This window comes from Streptomyces sp. NPDC041205, from assembly GCF_055591765.1.
This window is the reverse complement of the sequence record NZ_JBVIZH010000009.1, coordinates 224,728-243,519: the sequence shown is the minus strand read 5'-3', so window position 1 is coordinate 243,519 and position 18,792 is coordinate 224,728. Positions and strand designations below refer to the sequence as shown.

The following is an 18,792-nucleotide window of genomic DNA, read 5'->3' as shown; positions in this document are numbered from 1 at the left end:
CGGGGCCTTACGCGGCCGTCGTGACCTTGCGCTGCTCGAAGGAGTCCAGCGTCCGCGTGAAGTCGCGGGTGGAGAGCAGCAGCTTGTAGATGATGGCGAGTTCGAAGACCAGGAGCAGCGCGCCGGACACGATCGTCGCGGGGATCACCACGTCGAACAGCGGGCCGATGATGAAGACGCCCATCTGGAACTCGATGCCGCTCACCAGGTGCGTACGGATGCGGTGGCGCAGCAGGAAGGAGCGCGCCCGCAGGTACGCGGGGAACTTGCCCCTGAACTCCTGGTGCAGGTCGATGACCTGGGCCTTGCGGCGGCTCCCGCCGGCCGCGGGGGCGGGGTCGACGGAGTCGGCGTGGGCGTCGGTGTGGGCGTCGGCGTACGACTCGACGCGGGAGCCGGAGTCGGCGTGCGACTCGGCGTGGGGACCGGCGTCCGTGTACGACTCGACGCGGGAGCCGGCGTCGCCCTCGAAGGCGGCCGCTTCCGCCGACGCGTACCCGGTCCCCTCCGCCTTCGCCCGCTCCAGGTCCTGCTCCACGTCCGCCTCGGGGTTGTCCCGCAGCAGGTCCTCCATGAAGGCCAGCTCCGCGGCGTTCTCGGCCCGGCGGGCGGCCCGTACGCGCGCCTTGATCTGCTTGCGCATGGTGTGCCGGATCTTGAATATCTCCAGCGAGTTGATGTAGCGCAGGGTGTCGAGGAAGACCACGGCGACCGCGAGCCAGATATAGGTCTCGTCGTGCGTGCGCGCGTACTGACCGCCCATCAGGGCGACCCCGCACACCATCACCCGGATCCGGTCGAAGACGAAGTCGAGCCAGGCGCCGAAGACCGAACCGGTGCCGGTCAGGCGGGCGACCTTCCCGTCCATGCAGTCGAGGACGAAGCTGAAGTGGTAGATCACCGCGCCGAGCACCAGCCAGCGCCAGTCACCGAACGCGAAGCACACCGACGAGACGAGCCCGAGCACGAACGCGCCCCAGGTGATCTGGTTGGGCGTGATCCTCGTGTACCGCGCCGTCAGCCGCACCAGCGGCGTGGCGAGCGGATCCACGAGCATCACCGTCCACCACGCGTCGCGCTTCTTCTGGGTGATGCGGCGCACCTCGGCGAGCGGCGGCACATCGGGGCGCACGGACTGTCGTGACATGGGTCAACTTCCTGGCGTTCGAATGAAGTTCACCTCACGCTAGGTAGCCGTTCACGGAAGGAACAAGCGCTTACGAACGCAACCTTTGGCGGGGGTTATGGGTCACACAGACAGACCCGGTCCATGGCCCAGCCAGGATGGACGCGCGTTATGCGAGCGTTATCGAATGACCCTGCCGTTACCGAATGGCGTTGCGGAGCGTTACGTCACACCCGGTCGGCACTCCCCACGCTCATGCCGAAGTGCCACCAACTCGCCTTGAAGCACCACCAAACGGTCACCGCTCCCCGCCTCCGGCCTTCACAGCGCCGCCACGCCCGGCCCGCACAATCTCCTCCTCGATCAGGTCGGCCGCCATCTTCGTGCCGCCCTCCCCCGCCATGCCCGCGCCCACCTCGTCGAGCCTGCGGGCGACCTCGGGGTCGGCCGCCACCTCCAGGACCGCCGCGCGCAGCGACTCGGCGTCGACCTCCTCCATGGGCAGGTGCCGGGCGACCCCGAGACCCTGGAGCATGTCCGCGTTGCCGAACTGGTCGACGGCCTGCGGCACGGCGACCATCGGCGTCCCCGTGGCGAGGCCCTCCTGGCTGCCGCCCGCCCCCGCGTGCGTGATGAAGGCGTCGGCCTGCTTCAGGATCGCCAACTGCGGCACCCAGCGGTGCACTTCGACGTTGGCGGGCACGTCGCCGAGGTCGGCGATGTCGACGTGCTTGCCGATCTGGAGCACCACGTGCCAGCCGGGCAGGTCGCCGAAGGCCTCGACGCACACGCGGTAGAACCCGGGCTGCTTGGTGAAAGCCGAGCCGAGCGACACGAGCAGCACCTTCTCCGCGTCCGCCGGGCGCCGCCACTCCCCCTGCGCGGCGCGGTCACCCTGGCAGGCGCCGACGAAGGTGTGCACGCTCTCGTCGACCCGGTCGGCGTTCGGCTGCAGCGCCTTGGGGATCAGGACGAGCGAGCGCGGCGGGCGGCCGACGAACGGGTCGTGGTGCTGGGTGATCCCGTTCTCCGCCAGCCAGGCCTCAAAGCGCGCGAAGTACGCCCGGCCGCGCTCGGTCTCCCGCAGCGGCGCGTAGAGCGGCTCGCCTACCTCTTCCTCGTACCCCTCCCAGGCCACCAGGTTCGGCGAGAGGGAGATCTCGGGGACGCCCCAGCGGCGGGCGAGAACGCGCGCGGGGTAGGAGGTGATGTCGTGCAGGACGATGTCCGGCTCGTCGCCCTCGTATGCCGCGAGGAGTTGCGGCAGCGCGTTGATGGCGTCGTCCAGGAACGGCTCGATGTTGTCGATCAGGGTGTCGCCCCAGACCTCCGGGTCGGCGTCGGGGCCCGGGAGCGTGGTGGTGTAGAGCACGGGCTCGGCCCCGGTCTCGGCGACCTTCTCCTCGAAGGCGTGCGGGATCGCGTACGTGACGCGGTGGCCGCGGGCGACGAGTTCCCGGATCACTTCGAGGCTCGGGTTCACGTGCCCGTGGGCGGCGATGGAGAACATGGCGATATGGGCACGCTGCGGTGTGGTCATGCCCCGACCTTAAACGAGACGATACGTCTCGTGCAACCCCTTTTCCCCGCACGGTCGGTACCGCACGGCCTCGCGGCTCACCTCTCGAGCGCCCCCGCGTTGTACCGCAGCAGATACTCCGCGAAGCGCTCCAGATCCGGCCCGCTCCAGCCCGCTAGCCGCTCACGGAACGCCACCCGGCGGCTGTCGGTGACCTGCTGGAGCAACCCCGTGCCGCGCCCGGTCAGGTGCAGCACCTGCACGCGGTGGTCGTCCGGATCGAGGCGCCGCTCCACCAGGCCCGCCTTCTCCAGGGCCCCCATCTGCCTGCTGATCGTCGACTTGTCCAGCGTGTAGTACGCCGCGAGGTCCGTCGCCCGGCAGCCGCCCCGGTCCTCCAGGTGGCTCAGGAGCGTGAAGGACACCAGGGACAGCTCGGGGTGCTTCCGGGCGGCACTGGCCCGAGCTGCAGAACGGCTTCTACGGCTCGCTGCACTCCTTCTGGAACGGCGCGGGCTTCGTCGAGGGCGTCCGGGGCCCGCTGCACTTCGACGGCCTCGGCCTCGGCAGGGCCGTCTGGACGCTGGTCGCGTGGCTGGTGGCGGGGCTCGCGCTCACCGCGGTGGCGGCGCTGCGGGAGCGCGGGCAGCGCGCGGCCGCGGCGGCCGACCGCGCCCCGCCGCCGTCGCGGCCGGGGGAGGCCGCGGAGGAGGAGACGGAGGAGTCGGTCGGTGTGTGAAGAGCGGTACGCGGGCACGGGGGCGCCGTCTGTGCGTGGCGCCCCCGTGCCCGCGTACCGCGATCGTCAGCGCTGGTAGCGCTTCAGGACCAAGTTGCCGTCCTTCACGAGGCGTTCGCGCAGCTCGTCCAGGCCGATCGCACCGCTGTAGTACTCCTGGAGCGCGGGGGTCGCGATCTTGTCCTTCCACTCCGGGTAGCCGCGCACGGACTGGGCGGGGGCGGGCCGCAGATGCCCCGCGAGGGCCGTGCCGGTCGCCCAGTCGTCCTTCTTGGTGCGCAGCGCCGGGTCCTTCAGGGCTTCCTTGCCGGTGGGCAGCATCCAGTCGCCGCGCGCGAGCCGCACCATGTTCGCGGGCCGCAGGAAGAAGTCGATGAACGCGGCGGCCTCCTTCTTGTGCGGGCTGTCCTCGGCGACCGAGAGGGTCTGCGGGCTGACGCCCTGCGCGAGCCCGTCCGCCCCCGCGGGCGCGGGCAGGACCTGCCAGTCGAAGCCCTTGGGCGCCTGCTGGGAGACCTGCTGACGGTAGGAGAACCCGAGCGGCACCATCGCGTACTTGCCGCCGAAGAAGCCGGGCAGCGTGTCCGAGCCGCCCATGCCGAGCGTGCCGCCCGACGCGCTGCCGTCGACATTGACCTGGTCGTGGACGGTGCGCGGCATGACCTCGTCGGCCTTCTCGAAGCGGATCTCGGCCTTGCCGTCGGCGCGCCGGTGGAACAGCTGCCCGCCGGTCGACAGGGACAGGTTGAGCGTCGCCGACACGGGGTCCTTCAGCGGCCAGGCGACGCCGAACTTGCCGTCGCCGTCGCCGAGTTGCTTCGTCACCGACCGGAACTCCGACCAGCTCCACGGCTTCTCGGGGGTCGGGATCCGCACGCCGGACTCCTTGAGCCACTTCGCGTTGGCGATCAGGACGCGCGGCTCCTGGAGGAACGGCACTCCGTAGACCTTGCCGCCGAAGGTCGCCGTGTCCCAACCGGCCTGCGGGATGTCCGACTTCAGGCGCTCGGGCAGGAGGCCGCCGAGGTCCGCGAGATAGCCGCCGTAGGCGAAGTCCGCGAGGTCGTCGGAGGCGTCATGGATGATGTCCGGCGCCTCGCCGCCCTCGAAGGAGGTGAGCAGCTGGTCGTGGATGCTCGTCCAACTGCCCTGTACGTACTCGACCTTGACGTCGGGGTGGGTGGCGTTCCACTCCTTCACCAGCTCCTTGTTGACTTCGACGGACTCCTGCTGCCAGGCGAGGGACTGGAAGCGCAGCGTGATCCGGCCGTCCGACTCGCCGTCGCCGTCGTCGGAGCACCCGGCGAGCAGCAGGACGAGCGCGGCGGCCGCGGCGCCGAGCGCGCGTGCGCGTACCGCCATCAGCTCTTCACCGCCCCCGCCAGCATGCCGCCGGTGATCCGCTTCTGGATGATCGCGAAGACCACGAGCGAGGGGAGCGTCGCGAGGAACGCGGCGGCGGCGAGCGGGCCGAGGTCGGCCGCGCCCTCCGCGCCGAGGAAGTGCGTGAGGACGACCGGCAACGTCTGTTTCTCCGGGGTCTTGAGCAGGACGAGCGCGAAGAAGAACTCGTTCCACGCGGTGATGAAGGCGAACAGGCCCGTCGCCACGATGCCCGGCGCGAGCAGCGGCGCGGTCACGGAGACCAGCGTGCGCAGCTTGCTCGCGCCGTCGACGGCGGCGGCCTCCTCCAGCTCGGTCGGCACCGCGCGGACGTACCCGACGAGCATCCACAGGGCGAACGGAAGCGCCCACACCACGTACACCATGATCAGCCCGAGCAGCGAGTCGATCAGGTGCAGGTTCTTCAGGACCAGGAACAGCGGGATGATCACCAGGACGAACGGGAACGCCTGGCTGACCACGACCCAGCCCGTCGCGGCCCGCGCGAGCAGCGTGCGGTGCCGCGCCATGACGTACGCCATCGGGGTCGCGATGACGACGGCGACGACCGAGGCGCTCAGGGCCGCGATCAGTGAGTTCCCCGCCGCTTCGAGCAGGGGCTGTTCGTCGAAGGCCTGGCGGTAGTTGGCGAGGGTGGGGTCCTTCGGGATCCAGGTGGGGTGCAGGCTGCCCAGTTCGCGCGCCGGTTTGAAGGACGTGGAGATCAGCCACAGGAACGGGAAGGCGAGGAAGACCAGATACGCGAGGAGCGCGAGGTACTGTCCCGCCCGCGCGGGCCTGCTGGTACGTCGGGTCACCGCTGGTCGCCCCCTCTCAGCCGGCCCACGAGATACACGGCGAGCAGCACCGAGATGAGCGCGACCATCACACAGCCCATCGCCGCCGCGTAGCCGAACTGGCCGTAGCGGAAGGCCTCTTCGTACGCGAACAGCATCGGAAGCCGGGTGCGCCCGCCGGGGCCGCCGTTGGTCAGCACGTAGACCAGCGCGAAGGAGTTGAAGTTCCAGATGAAGTTGAGGGCCGTGATGGCGAGGGCGATCGGCTTCAGGGCGGGCCAGGTGACGGTGCGGAAGCGGCGCCAGGCGCCCGCGCCGTCCACCTCGGCGGCCTCGTGGAGTTCGCGCGGCACGTTCTGCAGCCCGGCGAGCAGCGCGACCGTCGTCTGCGGCATGCCCGCCCAGACACCGACGACGATGACGGCGGGCAGCGCGGTACCGATGCCCGTCAACCAGTCGCGGCCGTCCCCGAAGCCGAGATCGCGCAGGGTCTCGTTCAGGATTCCCGCATCAGGGTTGTAGACGAGGCGCCACATGATGCCGACGACGACCTCCGGCATCGCCCACGGGATGATCGCGAGCGATCGGGCCAGCCAGCGGAAGCGCAGGTTCTGACTGAGCAGCAGCGCGAGGCCGAGCGCGAGCACGAACTGCGGCACGGTCACGCCGACGGCCCACAGCAGGCCGATCCGGAACGAGTCCCAGAACAGGGTGTCGTGCAGCAGGTCCTGGAAGTTGAGCAGTCCGATCCACTCGGTGGGCTCGGTGCGGCCCGACTGGGAGTCGGTGAAGGCCAGCGAGATGCCGTAGAGCAGCGGGCCGACGCTGAGGACGAGGATCGGGAGCAGCGCGGGCAGGACCAGGAACCAGGCCCCGCGGTCCATCACCTCGGCGCGCGCCGCGCCTGTGCCCCTGTCCCCGTCGTCCCCGGTGCGTCTGCGACGGCCCCACCACCACCGGCCCCCGCCGGAGCCGCTGCTGCCGGACCGCTCGCTCGCGGTCGCCAATGTCACGGAATCGGCTCCTTTGGGCGGCTGATTGGGTTTTGGCCGCCCAGGCGGCCCCCGTCATCGTGCTGATGTGACCTTGATACGTCAAGCGACCGCGCACGCCGGAAGTCCGGTCTGGCCTGTGCGAATGCGAGACTTGCGCGGCGGCTGGACACTTCCGGCCGCGGGCGAGGCACCGGGTGCGGGAGGCAATGGATGGACGAGGCACGGGCACGGGACGTACTGAACTCGGCGGGGCTCGCGGGTGGCCCCGGGGTCCACGCCGAGTTGCTCGCCCTCGGCGAGAACGCGGTGTTCGCCGTGGGCGACCTCGTCGTGAAGGTCGGCCGGGACGCGCCGGAACTCCTCGACCGGGCGCGGCGGGAGCTGGCTGTCGCCGAGTGGCTGCGGGCGTCCGGGGTGCCGGCCGTGCGGGCCGCCGAGCCCAAGCCGTGGTTCGTCTCCGGGCATCCGCTGACGCTGTGGCACCGCCTGCCCGCGGCCGTACGGCCCGCCGGGCCCGCCGACCTCGCCGAACTCCTCCGCCTCGTCCACGCCCTGCCCGCCCCCTCCTTCCGGCTGCCCCGGCGGGAGCTGCTCGGCGGGGTCGAGCGGTGGCTGCGGCTCGCCGGGGACGCGATCGACGCGGAGGACGCGGAGTATCTGCGGGCGCGGCGGGACGGGTTCGCGGCGGCCGTGGTCGCGCTCGTGCCGCACCTCACGCCCGGGCCCCTGCACGGGGACGCGCTGCCGCGCAACGTCCTCGTCGGTCCCGAGGGGCCCGTCCTCGTGGACCTGGAGACCTTCTCCTCCGACCTGCGCGAGCACGACCTCGTCGTCATGGCCCTTTCCCGGGACCGGTACGGGCTCGGGGCCGAGGCCTATGACGAGTTCATCCGGGTCTACGGGTGGGATGTGCGGGAGTGGGAGGGGTGTTCCGTGTTGCGTGGGGCACGGGAGACGGCGAGTTGCGCGTGGGTCGCGCAGCACGCGCCCGCCAACCCGCGGGCGTTGGCCGAATTCCGCCGACGCGTGGCGTCCCTCCGGGACGGGGATCCGACGGTGCGCTGGCATCCGTTCTAAGGGGTGCGCGGGGGTGGCCCTGCCGGGGGCTCTCCCCAACCCCGCCCCTTCCCGAAACCGGAGGCTGCGCCCCCGGACCCCCGCTTGTCGCCGCTCCGCGGCTCGTCCTCAAGCGCCGGACGGGCTGAGAAGTTCGCCGGGGCGGGCTGGAAGGTGCCGCGGGGCGGGCTCAGAGGTGCCCAGCGGGGCGAGGCGTTTCGGGCCAGGGGGTGCCGGGCTTTTGGGTGGCCCTGGGGGAGGTTGGGCGGGTGGGTGGGAGAGAGCCCGTCGTGGGGTCCCCCTGCTCCTTAAGAGCTTGGGGGAGATTGAGGACGAGGCGCGGAGCGGCGATGGCGGAGGTGCCCCCGGCTCACCCGCAGGGTCAGCCCGCCCGCAGGGCGACGTCCTCCCGCAACGGCCAAGTCCCGTCCACCACAGCGGCAGCGTCCCCCTTGCGGCGCAAGAAGGCTTGGAAGTCTGCCGCCCACTCGGCGTACCAGTGGACCTGCTGACGGTGCAGTTCGGCCGCGCCGAGGTCGGCGACCTTGGTGTGGCGAGCGGCTATCGCGTGGGCCAGGCGGGCGGCGGCGAGGGCGTCGGCGGAGGCGTCGTGGGCGGAGTCCAGGACGATGCCGTACTCGGTGCAGACCGCCGCGAGGTTGCGCTTGCCGCGCCGATAGCGGTCGACGGAGCGGTCGATGGTGTACGGGTCGACGACGGGCGCGGGCTCCGCGCCGCCGAGCCGGTCCCGCAGGGACGGCAGCCCGTGCCGCCGCAGCTCGGCGGCGAGCAGGCTCAGGTCGAACGCGGCGTTGTAGGCCACGACGGGCACGCCCGTCTGCCAGTACGACACCAGGACCGCGGCTATCGCGTCGGCGACCTCGGCGCCGGGCCTGCCCTCGGCGGCGGCCTTCTCGTCGGTGATCCCGTGCACGGCCACCGCGTCCCGCGGGATCGGCACGCCGGGGTCCGCGAGCCACTCGCGGCAGCCCAGCTCCTGCCCGGCCCTGACCTCGATCACCGCCCCCGTGACGATGCGCGCCTCCAGCGGATCGGTGCCCGTCGTCTCCAGGTCGAAGCCGATCAGCAGCTCCTGGTGCCAGCCCATGGCCGCCCCCTTCGTCGTGGTGCTTTCCCCCAGTGGTCCCCACGATCCCATGCGCCACTGACAATCAGATGGCCGGATTCCGCTTATTGCCGCTGGGCTCCCGCCCGGTCCGCTGCGGCCGCCCCGCCCGGGCCCCTCACGACACCGGTCGCGAGTCCGCCCACGCCGTCTCGAACTCCTCCCGGTATGTCGCGAAAAGACCGTGCTCGCCGTGGTCGCCCGGCTTCACCACCCTGCCGCCGCCGCGCAGCACGAGCACGGGCACCTCCATGCCGCGGGTGCGGCGCAGATAGGACTGGACGACGGCGATGCCGTCGGCACCGTCGCCGTCGACGAGGTAGGCCGTGAACCGGGGGGTCTCGTCGAAGACCTGGATCTCGAAGGCGCCGGGGTCCCGCAGCCGGGACCGCACCCGCCGCATGTGCAGGATGTTCGTCTCGACGGAGCGGCTGAGCTCGCCCCGCTTGAGTCCGAGTTCCCGCTCGCGCCGCTTGACCGCGCTGCTCGCGGGGTTCAGGAACAGCAGCCGCACCCGGCAGCCGGACTCGGCGAGCCGGATCAGACGGCGCCCGGAGAAGTTCTGGACCAGCAGGTTCAGGCCTATCCCGATGGCGTCGACGCGCCGGGCCTCGCCGAACAGGTCCTCGGCGGGGAACTGGCGGAGCAGCCGCACCCGGTCGGTGTGCACCCCGACCACGTCCGCGTACCGGTCGCCGACCAGCTCCTCGACGGCGTCGACGGGCAGGCGCCGCGCGGAGGGGGTGTCGGAGCCCGCGCCGAGGATCTCGAGGAGCCGGGCCGAGGCGCGTTCGGCCTGGGCCAGGACGGTCGGTGACAGGGCGCGGTTGCGGGAGACGACGTTGCGGGAGACCTCCAGCTCGTCCAGGGCGAGTTCGACCTCGCGCCGGTCGTCCAGGTAGGGCTCGAAGCACGGCCAGTGCTGGACCATCAGCTCCCGCAACTGCGGCAGCGTCAGGAAACTGAGGACGTTGTCGTCCGCCGGGTCCAGGAGATAGCCCTTGCGGCGGCTCACCTCACGGACGGCGACCGCGCGCTGCACCCACTCCTGGCCCGCGGGGCCCGCCGCGGCGACGACCCAGTCGTCGGCGTGGACGGGTTCGTAGACGGGGCGCAGAACAGCGGCCACGACCGCGCGCAGCCGCTGTTCCACGAGGTTCAGCCAGATGTAGGCCCGCCCGGCCCGCTGCGCGCGCGTACGCACCTCGCGCCAGGCGTCGGCGCCCCAGTCCAGCTCGGGGCCGATCTGCGATGCCATGTCCACCGGACGTGCCAAGGACACGGCCGACGGCGGGACATTGGCGGAGCCCTCCTCGTGACCCTCGTCACCAGGGGGCAGTTCCCGCCCACCCGAGCTCACCCACGCACCGCCTTCCGCTCCCCCCGGACTCTCCCCAGTCAACGATCAAGGAAGGGTACTCCGGGAGCGGCGGGCGGTGCAGCCGGATGGAGCGGGCACTTTCGTCAATTGCCGATCGGGATCTGTCCGTTGTGACCCGCGAGGTCCTGCGGCGTGAGCGGGTTCATGGCCGTGACGTCGCGCGGGGCCAGCGCGAAGCCCTGCCAGTGGACCGGCATGGGCTGCTGGTCCTCGTCCCGCGCGATGTGGTGGAAGCCGATGTTGACCCAGGTGATGGGGTGCTTGAGGGTCTCACCGTTCGACCACTGGTCGACACTCTTGGGGTACCCGTTCGGGCAGCCTATGTTGGCGCTCGCGTACTGCTCGCACTTCTTGTACTCGGTGAAGTACACGTCGTGCTTGGTGTAGGGCCGTCCGATGTGCTTGTTGCTGGCCCCGGGGACGATCTCGTACGAGCGCGGGTGCTTGTCCTTGTTCTTGCCCGTGGCGCTGACCACGCGCCACCAGCGCATGTCCTTGCGGTCACCGGTGAGTTCCTTGGTGACGGGCGTGCGGGTCGTCTTCGTGGTCGGGCTGCCGCCGCCGGTCGACGGGGTGACCTTGGAGTCGTACTGCTCGACCTTGGACTTCGGGGAGCCGTCGAGGCCGAAGTTCAGGCGCCAGAAGACGTTGTGCGAGTGGCTCTCGGCCTTGGCCTGGTCGCCCTTGCCGATGGGCCAGCCGCGGCCGTCACCGCCGTCGAAGTCGTACGGCGAGAGGCTGCCGGTCGCGCCCACGTTGGAGGTGATGGTGCCGTCCGAGGAGAAGCGCCACTCGGTGATGTACTCGTACCAGGAGGCCTTGTTGACGGTGTAGACGAGCAGGTCCTTGCCCTGGGCGGTGTAGACCTTGCCGTTGCCGCCGGTGGACTGGTCGTGGGTGAGGCGGTACGCGTGCCCACGCGCGCGCGTGGTGGTGCACAGGCCCTTGACGTTGCCCCGGTCGGGCACCTTGACGGTCTTGATGGTGCCGCCGGGGCACTCGCCGGGCTTCAGTGCCTGCAGGGCCTGGCCGAAGTCGGTGTCCGTGACGTCCTGGAACTCGGCGTCGCCGTCGTCGTAGGGCACGTGGATCTGGGCGAGGCGGGCGCTGGTGAGGACCGGGATGGGCTTGGGCTCGCCCTTGGGCTGGTAGCTGACCTTGTCGAGGATCAGCCCGGAGTACGTGTTGTAGTGCCAGCACATCCGCCAGGTCGTACCGCCGTCGACGGTCTGCTCGATCTTGTAGGCGGCACTGCAGTCCGCCGCGGGGGCGGCGGGGGCCTTGGGAGCGGCGGCCGCCGGTCCCGCGGGGCCCGCGGCGGCGAGGCCGGCCCCGATCAGCGCGGAGACCGCGAGGGCCGTGCCGGCCCTCCTGCGGGCGCGCGAAAGTCTGTTGCCGTGAGAGGCGTCCATACGGAAATGACTCCTTCAGGAGGAGAAGTGTGTGGGTGCCGTGTCCCGCCGGCCGGCGGGTGCGGGCTGCGGTCTGCCGGGCGGGTCAGCCCAGGCGGCCCACGTCGCGCGAGCTGAGGTCCACGACGAACGCTCGGGTGTCGATCCACGGGCCGCGCTTGACCTTCGCGACGACCTGGAAGCACCGGTGCTTGCCGCACTCGGAGAGCTCCGCCGGGATCCGCAGATTCGTCTGCTTGCTGAAGATGAAGCCGCTCAGGTCGAGGTCGCCGGGGCCGCTGAGGTCCTTGCCGGTGGCCTTCTTGTAGTCCTGCTTCAGGCCCTTGCCGAGCGGGTCGGCGATCAGCAGCTGGGTGGCCTCGTTCAGCTCGTCCTTGGTGGGCGGCGGCTGCACGTTGTGCGCGGAGTTCGTGGACTCCACCTTGCCGGTCTCCAGATTGACCGTCTTGGTGATCGCCGCGTCCTTCTTGTAGTCGTAGTACACGATCTGCGCGCGGCGCGCGGCGTCGGCGCCCTCGGCCGGGTCGTTCTCGGCGAGGTTCGTGGAGAGCCGCTGCGGCCCGCGGTCGCCCTCCACGTCCCGTGCGCTGGAGCGCAGCCCGTTGCTGTCCAGGGCCGCCTTCTCCGCGCGCTTGGTCTCGGCGTCGGTCAGCGGGTCGCTGCCTATGCCCTTGTCGCCCTCGTCGGGTGCGTCCTCGACGACTCCGTCGGGCGCGATCGCGTCCTGGCGCGCCGAACCCGCCGCCGTGCTGCGGTCCCCCCTGTCTCCCGCTCCGGCCCCCTCCGGCAGCGTGACGACGACCATCGCGGCGGTCGCGACGACGGCGAGCGCGCCGCCCGTCACGACCTTCCCCAGATGGCGTCTGACTAGTTCGCCCATATCCTCCCCCTTTTCTCTCGTACAGCCCCATTTTTAGGGCATGTCGAGTATGTGGTCAGTCGGTTAGACGGGCTCAACTCCCGTGCGGTTGCCCCACTTTCGAGCAGAGTCTGGGCGAACTCCGGTCATGAGGCGGGGGCGATCGTGGAAGAGTCATAGGCATGCAGGTCTGGCCAGGGCAGGCGTACCCGCTCGGCGCCACGTACGACGGCGCCGGCACCAACTTCGCGGTCTTCTCCGAGGCCGCCGACCGATTGGAGCTGTGTCTGCTGCACGACGACGGCTCGGAGACCGCCGTCGAGCTGCGCGAGTCCGACGCCTTCGTGCGCCACGCCTATCTGCCCGGGGTCATGCCGGGCCAGCGGTACGGCTTTCGCGCGCACGGCCCCTTCGACCCCGCGCGCGGGCTGCGGCTCAACTCGGCGAAGCTGCTCCTCGACCCGTACGCGCACGCGGTGAGCGGCTCCGTCGACTGGGGCGAGGAGGTGTACGGCTACCACTTCGGGTCCCCCGACGAGCGCAACGACCTGGACTCGGCGCCGCACATGATGACGTCCGTGGTGGTCAACCCGTACTTCGACTGGGGCGACGACCGCCCGCCGCGCACTCCGTACAACGAAACCGTCATCTACGAAGCCCACGTCAAGGGCCTCACGATGCTGCACCCCGAGCTGCCCGACGAACTGCGCGGTACGTACGCGGGGCTCGCGCACCCGGCGGTCATCGAGCATCTGACGGCGCTCGGCGTCACCGCCCTGGAGCTGATGCCGGTCCACCAGTTCGTGAACGACCACCGGCTCGTCGATTTGGGCCTGAACAACTACTGGGGCTACAACACCATCGGCTTCTTCGCGCCCCACAACGCCTACGCCTCCTGGGGCGACCGGGGCGAGCAGGTCCTGGAGTTCAAGTCGGCGGTGCGGGCGCTGCACGCGGCCGGGATCGAGGTGATCCTGGACGTGGTCTACAACCACACCGCCGAGGGCAACCACCTGGGCCCTACGTTGTCCTTCCGGGGCCTGGACAACGCCTCGTACTACCGCCTCACCGACGATCCCCGCTACTACATGGACACCACGGGGACCGGCAACTCGCTCCTGATGCGCAACCCCCACGTCCTCCAGCTGATCATGGACTCGCTGCGGCACTGGGTCACCGAGATGCATGTGGACGGCTTCCGCTTCGACCTCGCGGCGACGCTCGCGCGGCAGTTCCACGAGGTGGACCGGCTGTCGTCGTTCTTCGACCTGGTGCAGCAGGACCCCGTGGTCAGCCAGGTGAAGCTGATCGCCGAGCCCTGGGACGTCGGCGAGGGCGGCTATCAGGTGGGCAACTTCCCGCCGCTGTGGACGGAGTGGAACGGCAAGTACCGCGACACGGTGCGGGACATGTGGCGCGGTGAGCCGCGCACGCTCGCGGAGTTCGCGTCCCGGCTCACCGGCTCCTCCGACCTGTACCAGGACGACGGGCGGCGGCCGCTGGCCTCGATCAACTTCGTCACCTGCCACGACGGGTTCACACTGCACGACCTGGTCGCGTACAACGACAAGCACAACGACACCAACGGCGAGGACAACCAGGACGGCGAGAGCCACAACCGGTCCTGGAACTGCGGCGTCGAGGGCGAGACCGACGACCCCGACGTCCTCGCGCTGCGCGCCCGCCAGATCCGCAACTTCGTCGCCACCCTGATGCTGTCCCAGGGCGTGCCGATGCTCAGCCACGGCGACGAGTTCGCCCGCACCCAGGGCGGCAACAACAACGCCTACTGCCAGGACAACGAGGTCGCCTGGGTGCGCTGGCCCGACGGCGACAGCACGCTGCTCGCGTTCACGCGCGCCATGACGTGGCTGCGCCGCGACCACGCCGTCCTGCGCAGGCGCCGCTTCTTCCACGGCCGCCCGGTGGAGGGCACCCACGACGAGCTGTCCGACATCTCCTGGTTCACGCCCGAGGGCGAGGAGATGACGCAGGACGACTGGGACGCGGCACAGGCGCGTGCCCTGACGGTGTTCCTCAACGGCAACGCGATCTCCGAGCCCGGGGAGCGCGGCGAACGCATCACCGACGACTCGTTCCTGCTGCTGTTCAACGCCTCCGCCGAACCCCTCGACTTCGTGGTGCCGGTGAACCAGGGGGCGCAGTGGCAGGTGGTGGTCGACACCGCCCGTGAGGACGGCGTACCGCCGGGTACGGGCGGGAAGGTGCGGGCGGGCGAGCGGGTGACGCTGGTCGACCGGAGCCTTGTGGTGTTGCAGCGGCCGGTTTGAGGCGGCGCGCAGGGGGCTGTCCGGGATGCGGGGGCTGCTGTCGCGCGGGGGCCGTCCGGTGTGAGGGCGGCTTTCGTCGTACGGGTCGCTCCTACGCCCGGGCACCGGCGTCCAGTACGCGCGCGTGCCCGTCCCCGTCCCCACCTCCGGCTGCCCCCTCGCCCCTCCCCGGGCGGGCGAGCAGCGCCACCGCGAAAGCCACCACCGCGGCCGCGCTGCCGAGGGCGAACGCGGCGCCCGCCCCGTGTGTCTCGGCGAGGCGGCCGGCCACCGCGAGCGTGACGGCCTGGCCGCCGACGAAGGCGCTCGCCGCGAACGTCATGCCCTCGGCGAGCCGCGCCTGCGGCATGGTGCGTTCGGTGAGGGCGAAGCCGGTGATGAGGTTCGGGGCGTACACGGCGCCGAAGACGGTCACGACGGCGTACAGGGCCGCCATGCTGTGCGTCCAGACCAGCGGCAGCGAGAGCAGCGCCGCCGCGGCCGTCGCCACCCGCCAGCGCGCGTGCAGCCCGAACCGGTCCGGCAGCGCGGCCGTCGCGAGCCCGGTGACGGCGCTCATCACGCCCATCGCCGCGTAGACCAGACCCGCCTGGCCGGGCGCGCCCGACTCCTCGGTGAGCGCGGTGATCCCGGCCCCGCAGGCGCCGAGCAGCACGCCGAGGAAGACCAGGCCGATCCGGACGACGTACACCTCGCGCGGCAGGGGCGGGCGGCGGCCAGGGGCGCTACGGGCGGTCGGTCCGCCCGGCGGGACCGCGCGGGCCGTCGGGTGCAGCGCGAACCCGGTGCCGCAGACGGCGACCAGGACGGCCGCGACACCGAAGGCGTACGCGGGGTGGCCTGCCAGGGCCGCGAGGCCGACGAGGGCGGGGCCGAGGACGAAGGACAGCTCGTCCATCGTGGACTCCAGGGACAGCGCGGTGCCGACGAGCCGCGCGTCACCGCCCGCCTTCCGGACGAGCCGCACGACGCGGGCCCGGGCGAGCGGCCCGATGCCGGGCACGCTGGCGCCCGCGAGGACGCCCAGGAGGAGCAGCGCGGGGGTGGGAAGCCCCAGGAGCGCGCCGAGCGTGTAGGCGGCCACGCAGAGGGCGTTGAGCGCGGCGAACGCGAGGACCACGGGCCGCTGCCCCCGCCGGTCCGCGAGCCGCCCGACGAACGGCCCCGCGCCCACCTGCCCGAGCGCCAGCGCACACGCGACGGCTCCCCCGGTGGCGATCGACCCACTGGTCCGGCTGACCAGCAGCACACTCCCGAACTGGATCACGGCCACGGGCAACCGCCCCAGGAACGACACCACGGGGAGCACGGCCCCGGTGACGGCGAGCACCTGCCGGTAGGCGTCGAGGGTGGCTCGGAGGGAGGGGGCGGCGCCCGGCGCGGGGGCGGTCGGGGCGGGAGCGGTCGGAGCGGGGGCGGTGCTGGTGTCGGTGTCCCTTTCGGCCATCGTTGGACGCTAACCGCGCTCCCGCGCGAGCGCGCATGCGTCGAAGGCACGAAAGGCGGTGGGGCGGGTACGTACGTTCGCATGACGTCAGCGCGCTCTGTGCCTGTGGTTCCGCCGCCGCCCACCGCCACGTACCGGCTGCAGTTGCAGCCCGACTTCCCGTTCGCGGCCGCCGCGCGTGCGGTGCCGTATGTGGCCTCGCTCGGGGTCTCTCATCTGCATCTGTCACCGGTCCTGGAGGCGGTGCCCGGGTCGACGCACGGGTACGACGTCGTGGACCACGCGCGCGTGCGTGCGGAGCTGGGCGGGGAGGACGGGCTGCGGGCGCTCGCGCGGACGGCCCGGGACGCGGGGCTCGGCCTGGTCGTGGACATCGTGCCGAATCACATGGCGGCGGTGCCGCGGCACAACCGGGCGCTGTGGGAGGTCCTGCGCGAGGGTCCGGGCTCTCCGTACGCGCGCTGGTTCGACATCGACTGGGAGGCGGGCGGCGGCAAGGTGCTGTTGCCCGTGCTCGGGCACCGGCTCGGCCACGAGCTGGAGCACCTGCGCGTGGAGAGCGGCGTCCTGCGCTACCACGACCATGAGTTCCCGCTGCGGGAGGGCACGCAGGGGCTGCCGCTCGCGCGGCTTCTCGACGCCCAGTGGTACCGCCTGGCCTGGTGGCGCCTTGCCCGCACGGAGATCAACTACCGGCGGTTCTTCACCATTTCGGACCTCATCGCCGTCCGCGTGGAGGACCCCGAGGTGTTCGACGCGACGCACGCGACGGTCCTGCGGCTCCTGGACGAGGGCGTCGTGGACGGCCTGCGCGTGGACCACCCCGACGGCCTCGCCGACCCCGGCGCGTACCTCCAGCGGCTGCACGAGGCGACGGGCGGGCGCTGGACGGCCGTCGAGAAGATCCTGGCCGACGGGGAGCGGCTGCCCGCCGCCTGGCCCGTGGCGGGCACCACGGGCTACGACGCGCTACGGCACGTCGACGGGGTCCTCACGGACGAGGCGGGCGCCGCCGAACTCCTCGGCCAGTACCGCAGGTTCGCCGCGCCGCCCGCCGACCGCGGCGGCGACTGGACGGCGACGCTGCGGCGCGCCGCGTACAAGGTCGTGACGCGCGAGCTGGCCGCCGAGGTCGACCGTCTCACGCGCGAGGCGGTGGCGCTGTGCGCGGCGGACCCCGCGCTGCGGGACCACGCGCCGTGGGCCCTGCGGACGGCGCTGCGGGAACTCTTCGTACGGCTTGAGGTCTACCGTCCGTACGCCACCGGGGGCGCCGATCCCGAGACGGTCCTGACGGCCGGGGCGGCGCGGGAGGCCAAGCGGGTGTTCGCCGTCCCCGAGGAGGCGGAGGCCGTGGACGCCGTGCGGGACCTGGTGCTCGGCAGGGCGCCGGGCGACGGGGCGCGCGAGGCCTTCCGGGCGCGGTTCGCGCAGACGGCCGCCGCGCTGCGGGCCAAGTCGGTGGAGGACACGGCGTTCTACCGGCACGCGCCGCTCCTGTCGGCCGCCGAGGTGGGCGGCTCGCCCGCGCGGCCCGCCGTGGGCGTGGTGGAGTTCCACGCGTACTGCGCGCGCGTGCAGCGCGACTGGCCGTACTCGGGCACGGTGATGACGACGCACGACTCCAAGCGCAGCGCGGACGTGCGGGCGGCCGTGAGCGTCCTGTCGCAGGCGCCCGCGCGGTGGGCGGCGCTGCTCGCGGAGGTGACGCGGCGGACCGCGCGGGCGGGCGGCATGCGGGCGCCCGACCCCCAACTGGCGTGGGCCGCCTGGCAGACGGCGGTGGGGTTCGCGCCGTCCGCGCTCACCGCGCGGGCCGCGGCGGAGGCCGGGCCGTACGGACAGCGGCTCCAGGAGGCGCTGTTGAAGCACGTCCGGGAGGCCGGGCTGCACACGAGCTGGACGGAGCCCGACGAGGCGTACGAGGGGGCGGTGTCGGCGTTCCTGGAGGCCGGGCCGTGCGGGCCGCCGCTGCACGCGGTGACCGAGTTCGCGGCGGAGCTGGCACCGCACGTGCGGGCCAACGTGCTCGGCGGGGCGCTGCTGCACCTGACGATGCCCGGGGTGCCCGACCTCTACCAGGGCACCGAGCGCGACTACCGGGCCCTGGTGGACCCGGACAACCGGCACCCCGTGTCGTTCGGCGACCCCCTCGACGGTTCTGGCGACCCCTTCGGCGGTTCCGTGGACCCCTTGGATCCGTCGCTTCCGGAGAGTCCGGAGAAGGGCGAGGAGGGCGAGGAGGGCGTGCGGGGCCTGTCCGCCGAGAAGCTCGCCGTGACCGTCGCGGCGCTGCGGCTGCGGGCCCGGCGACCGGAGCTGTTCGGCGGCGCGGGCACGTACGAACCGCTGGCCGCGACGGGTCCCGGTGCCGGGCACTGCCTGGCCCACGCGCGCTCCGGGGGCGTCGTGGCGGCCGTGACGCGCCTGTCGCTGCGGCTCGCCGACGCGGGCGGCTGGGAGGACACCGCGCTGCCGCTCCCCGAGGGCGACTGGGCCGATCTGCTCGTACCGGGGCGGCGGTTCAGCGGGCACGCGCGCGTGGCGGAGCTGTTCGCGGAGCTGCCGGTGGCGCTCCTGGAGCGCACCGGGGAAGCGCCACGGACGGGGCGGTGACGAGGCGGAGGCGTGCCCTTCTTGCGCGGGCCCTGGGGAGCCCGG

The 18,792-nt window shown here is 72.1% G+C and carries 13 protein-coding genes and 2 pseudogenes; 4 read left to right on the top strand and 11 right to left on the bottom strand.

All coding sequences use genetic code 11. From position 1 onward, the window contains the following. Positions 1–7: 7 nt before the first annotated feature. The 3 genes and pseudogenes from ACZ6BG_RS32530 to ACZ6BG_RS32520 all read right to left on the bottom strand — a co-directional run. Positions 8–1,147: a CDP-alcohol phosphatidyltransferase family protein gene (locus ACZ6BG_RS32530; protein WP_469007980.1), complete on the bottom strand. Its 1,140-nt coding sequence runs from the start codon at positions 1,145–1,147 to the stop codon at positions 8–10. 277 nt (positions 1,148–1,424) lie between these two features. Beyond that, positions 1,425–2,666, bottom strand: coding sequence for a macrolide-inactivating glycosyltransferase (gene mgt, locus ACZ6BG_RS32525; RefSeq protein WP_469007979.1), 1,242 nt, complete (start codon positions 2,664–2,666; stop codon positions 1,425–1,427). A 77-nt stretch (positions 2,667–2,743) separates the two neighbouring features. Next, positions 2,744–3,112: pseudogene (locus tag ACZ6BG_RS32520) on the bottom strand (MarR family winged helix-turn-helix transcriptional regulator); the annotation flags it as partial. Between ACZ6BG_RS32520 and ACZ6BG_RS32515 the strand changes: the two are divergent. After that, a pseudogene (locus tag ACZ6BG_RS32515) lies at positions 3,103–3,384 on the top strand (hypothetical protein); the annotation flags it as partial. The pseudogenes ACZ6BG_RS32520 and ACZ6BG_RS32515 sit on opposite strands and share 10 nt — an antisense overlap. Positions 3,385–3,450: 66 nt before the next feature. Here the strand turns inward: ACZ6BG_RS32515 and ACZ6BG_RS32510 are convergent. From ACZ6BG_RS32510 to ACZ6BG_RS32500, 3 genes are read right to left on the bottom strand one after another with little or no spacing between them, the layout of a single operon-like run. Continuing rightward, positions 3,451–4,746 (bottom strand): ABC transporter substrate-binding protein, encoded by a 1,296-nt coding sequence (locus ACZ6BG_RS32510; protein WP_469007978.1) that lies wholly within the window; start codon positions 4,744–4,746, stop codon positions 3,451–3,453. Next, positions 4,746–5,585, bottom strand: a complete 840-nt coding sequence (locus tag ACZ6BG_RS32505; protein ID WP_469007976.1) for a carbohydrate ABC transporter permease — start codon at positions 5,583–5,585, stop codon at positions 4,746–4,748. Before ACZ6BG_RS32505 ends, ACZ6BG_RS32510 begins: the two co-directional genes overlap by 1 nt. Then, positions 5,582–6,448, bottom strand: a complete 867-nt coding sequence (locus ACZ6BG_RS32500) for a carbohydrate ABC transporter permease (RefSeq protein ID WP_469008181.1) — start codon at positions 6,446–6,448, stop codon at positions 5,582–5,584. The genes ACZ6BG_RS32505 and ACZ6BG_RS32500 overlap by 4 nt, the downstream gene beginning before the upstream one ends. A gap of 321 nt (positions 6,449–6,769) precedes the next feature. Between ACZ6BG_RS32500 and ACZ6BG_RS32495 the strand changes: the two genes are divergently transcribed. Then, complete coding sequence (locus tag ACZ6BG_RS32495; RefSeq protein WP_469007975.1) at positions 6,770–7,636, top strand: phosphotransferase enzyme family protein; 867 nt, start codon at positions 6,770–6,772, stop codon at positions 7,634–7,636. A gap of 361 nt (positions 7,637–7,997) precedes the next feature. Here ACZ6BG_RS32495 and ACZ6BG_RS32490 read toward each other — a convergent pair whose 3' ends face one another. The 4 genes from ACZ6BG_RS32490 to ACZ6BG_RS32475 all read right to left on the bottom strand — a co-directional run bounded on the left by ACZ6BG_RS32490 (position 7,998) and on the right by ACZ6BG_RS32475 (position 12,414). After that, the gene (locus tag ACZ6BG_RS32490; RefSeq protein ID WP_469007973.1) at positions 7,998–8,723 is read right to left on the bottom strand and encodes an exonuclease domain-containing protein; all 726 of its coding nucleotides are present in this window, start codon (positions 8,721–8,723) and stop codon (positions 7,998–8,000) included. Positions 8,724–8,859: 136 nt separating this feature from the next. Continuing rightward, positions 8,860–10,101: an SAV2148 family HEPN domain-containing protein gene (locus tag ACZ6BG_RS32485; protein WP_469007971.1), complete on the bottom strand. Its 1,242-nt coding sequence runs from the start codon at positions 10,099–10,101 to the stop codon at positions 8,860–8,862. Positions 10,102–10,205: 104 nt separating this feature from the next. Next, the gene (locus ACZ6BG_RS32480) at positions 10,206–11,534 is read right to left on the bottom strand and encodes a copper amine oxidase (protein ID WP_469007968.1); all 1,329 of its coding nucleotides are present in this window, start codon (positions 11,532–11,534) and stop codon (positions 10,206–10,208) included. 85 nt (positions 11,535–11,619) lie between these two features. Next, positions 11,620–12,414 (bottom strand): Tat pathway signal sequence domain protein, encoded by a 795-nt coding sequence (locus ACZ6BG_RS32475; protein ID WP_469007967.1) that lies wholly within the window; start codon positions 12,412–12,414, stop codon positions 11,620–11,622. Positions 12,415–12,575: 161 nt separating this feature from the next. Here ACZ6BG_RS32475 and glgX point away from each other — a divergent pair, with 161 nt between their 5' ends. Beyond that, the gene (gene glgX / locus ACZ6BG_RS32470) at positions 12,576–14,684 is read left to right on the top strand and encodes a glycogen debranching protein GlgX (protein ID WP_469007965.1); all 2,109 of its coding nucleotides are present in this window, start codon (positions 12,576–12,578) and stop codon (positions 14,682–14,684) included. Positions 14,685–14,775: 91 nt separating this feature from the next. Here glgX and ACZ6BG_RS32465 read toward each other — a convergent pair whose 3' ends face one another. Beyond that, positions 14,776–16,131, bottom strand: a complete 1,356-nt coding sequence (locus ACZ6BG_RS32465) for an MFS transporter (RefSeq protein ID WP_469007961.1) — start codon at positions 16,129–16,131, stop codon at positions 14,776–14,778. Between the two features lie 81 nt (positions 16,132–16,212). Between ACZ6BG_RS32465 and treY the strand changes: the two genes are divergently transcribed. Then, positions 16,213–18,747: a malto-oligosyltrehalose synthase gene (gene treY, locus ACZ6BG_RS32460; protein ID WP_469007959.1), complete on the top strand. Its 2,535-nt coding sequence runs from the start codon at positions 16,213–16,215 to the stop codon at positions 18,745–18,747. Positions 18,748–18,792: the final 45 nt, after the last annotated feature.

Excerpts from the sequence above, each read along its gene's own strand:
- ACZ6BG_RS32530 (WP_469007980.1), bottom strand. The coding sequence starts at position 1,147 with ATGTCACGACAGTCCGTGCGCCCCGATGTGCCGCCGCTCGCCGAGGTG.
- mgt (WP_469007979.1), bottom strand. The coding sequence starts at position 2,666 with ATGACCACACCGCAGCGTGCCCATATCGCCATGTTCTCCATCGCCGCC.
- ACZ6BG_RS32510 (WP_469007978.1), bottom strand. The coding sequence starts at position 4,746 with ATGGCGGTACGCGCACGCGCGCTCGGCGCCGCGGCCGCCGCGCTCGTC.
- ACZ6BG_RS32500 (WP_469008181.1), bottom strand. The coding sequence starts at position 6,448 with ATGGACCGCGGGGCCTGGTTCCTGGTCCTGCCCGCGCTGCTCCCGATC.
- ACZ6BG_RS32495 (WP_469007975.1), top strand. The coding sequence starts at position 6,770 with ATGGACGAGGCACGGGCACGGGACGTACTGAACTCGGCGGGGCTCGCG.
- ACZ6BG_RS32490 (WP_469007973.1), bottom strand. The coding sequence starts at position 8,723 with ATGGGCTGGCACCAGGAGCTGCTGATCGGCTTCGACCTGGAGACGACG.
- ACZ6BG_RS32480 (WP_469007968.1), bottom strand. The coding sequence starts at position 11,534 with ATGGACGCCTCTCACGGCAACAGACTTTCGCGCGCCCGCAGGAGGGCC.
- ACZ6BG_RS32475 (WP_469007967.1), bottom strand. The coding sequence starts at position 12,414 with ATGGGCGAACTAGTCAGACGCCATCTGGGGAAGGTCGTGACGGGCGGC.
- glgX (WP_469007965.1), top strand. The coding sequence starts at position 12,576 with ATGCAGGTCTGGCCAGGGCAGGCGTACCCGCTCGGCGCCACGTACGAC.
- ACZ6BG_RS32465 (WP_469007961.1), bottom strand. The coding sequence starts at position 16,131 with ATGGCCGAAAGGGACACCGACACCAGCACCGCCCCCGCTCCGACCGCT.
- treY (WP_469007959.1), top strand. The coding sequence starts at position 16,213 with ATGACGTCAGCGCGCTCTGTGCCTGTGGTTCCGCCGCCGCCCACCGCC.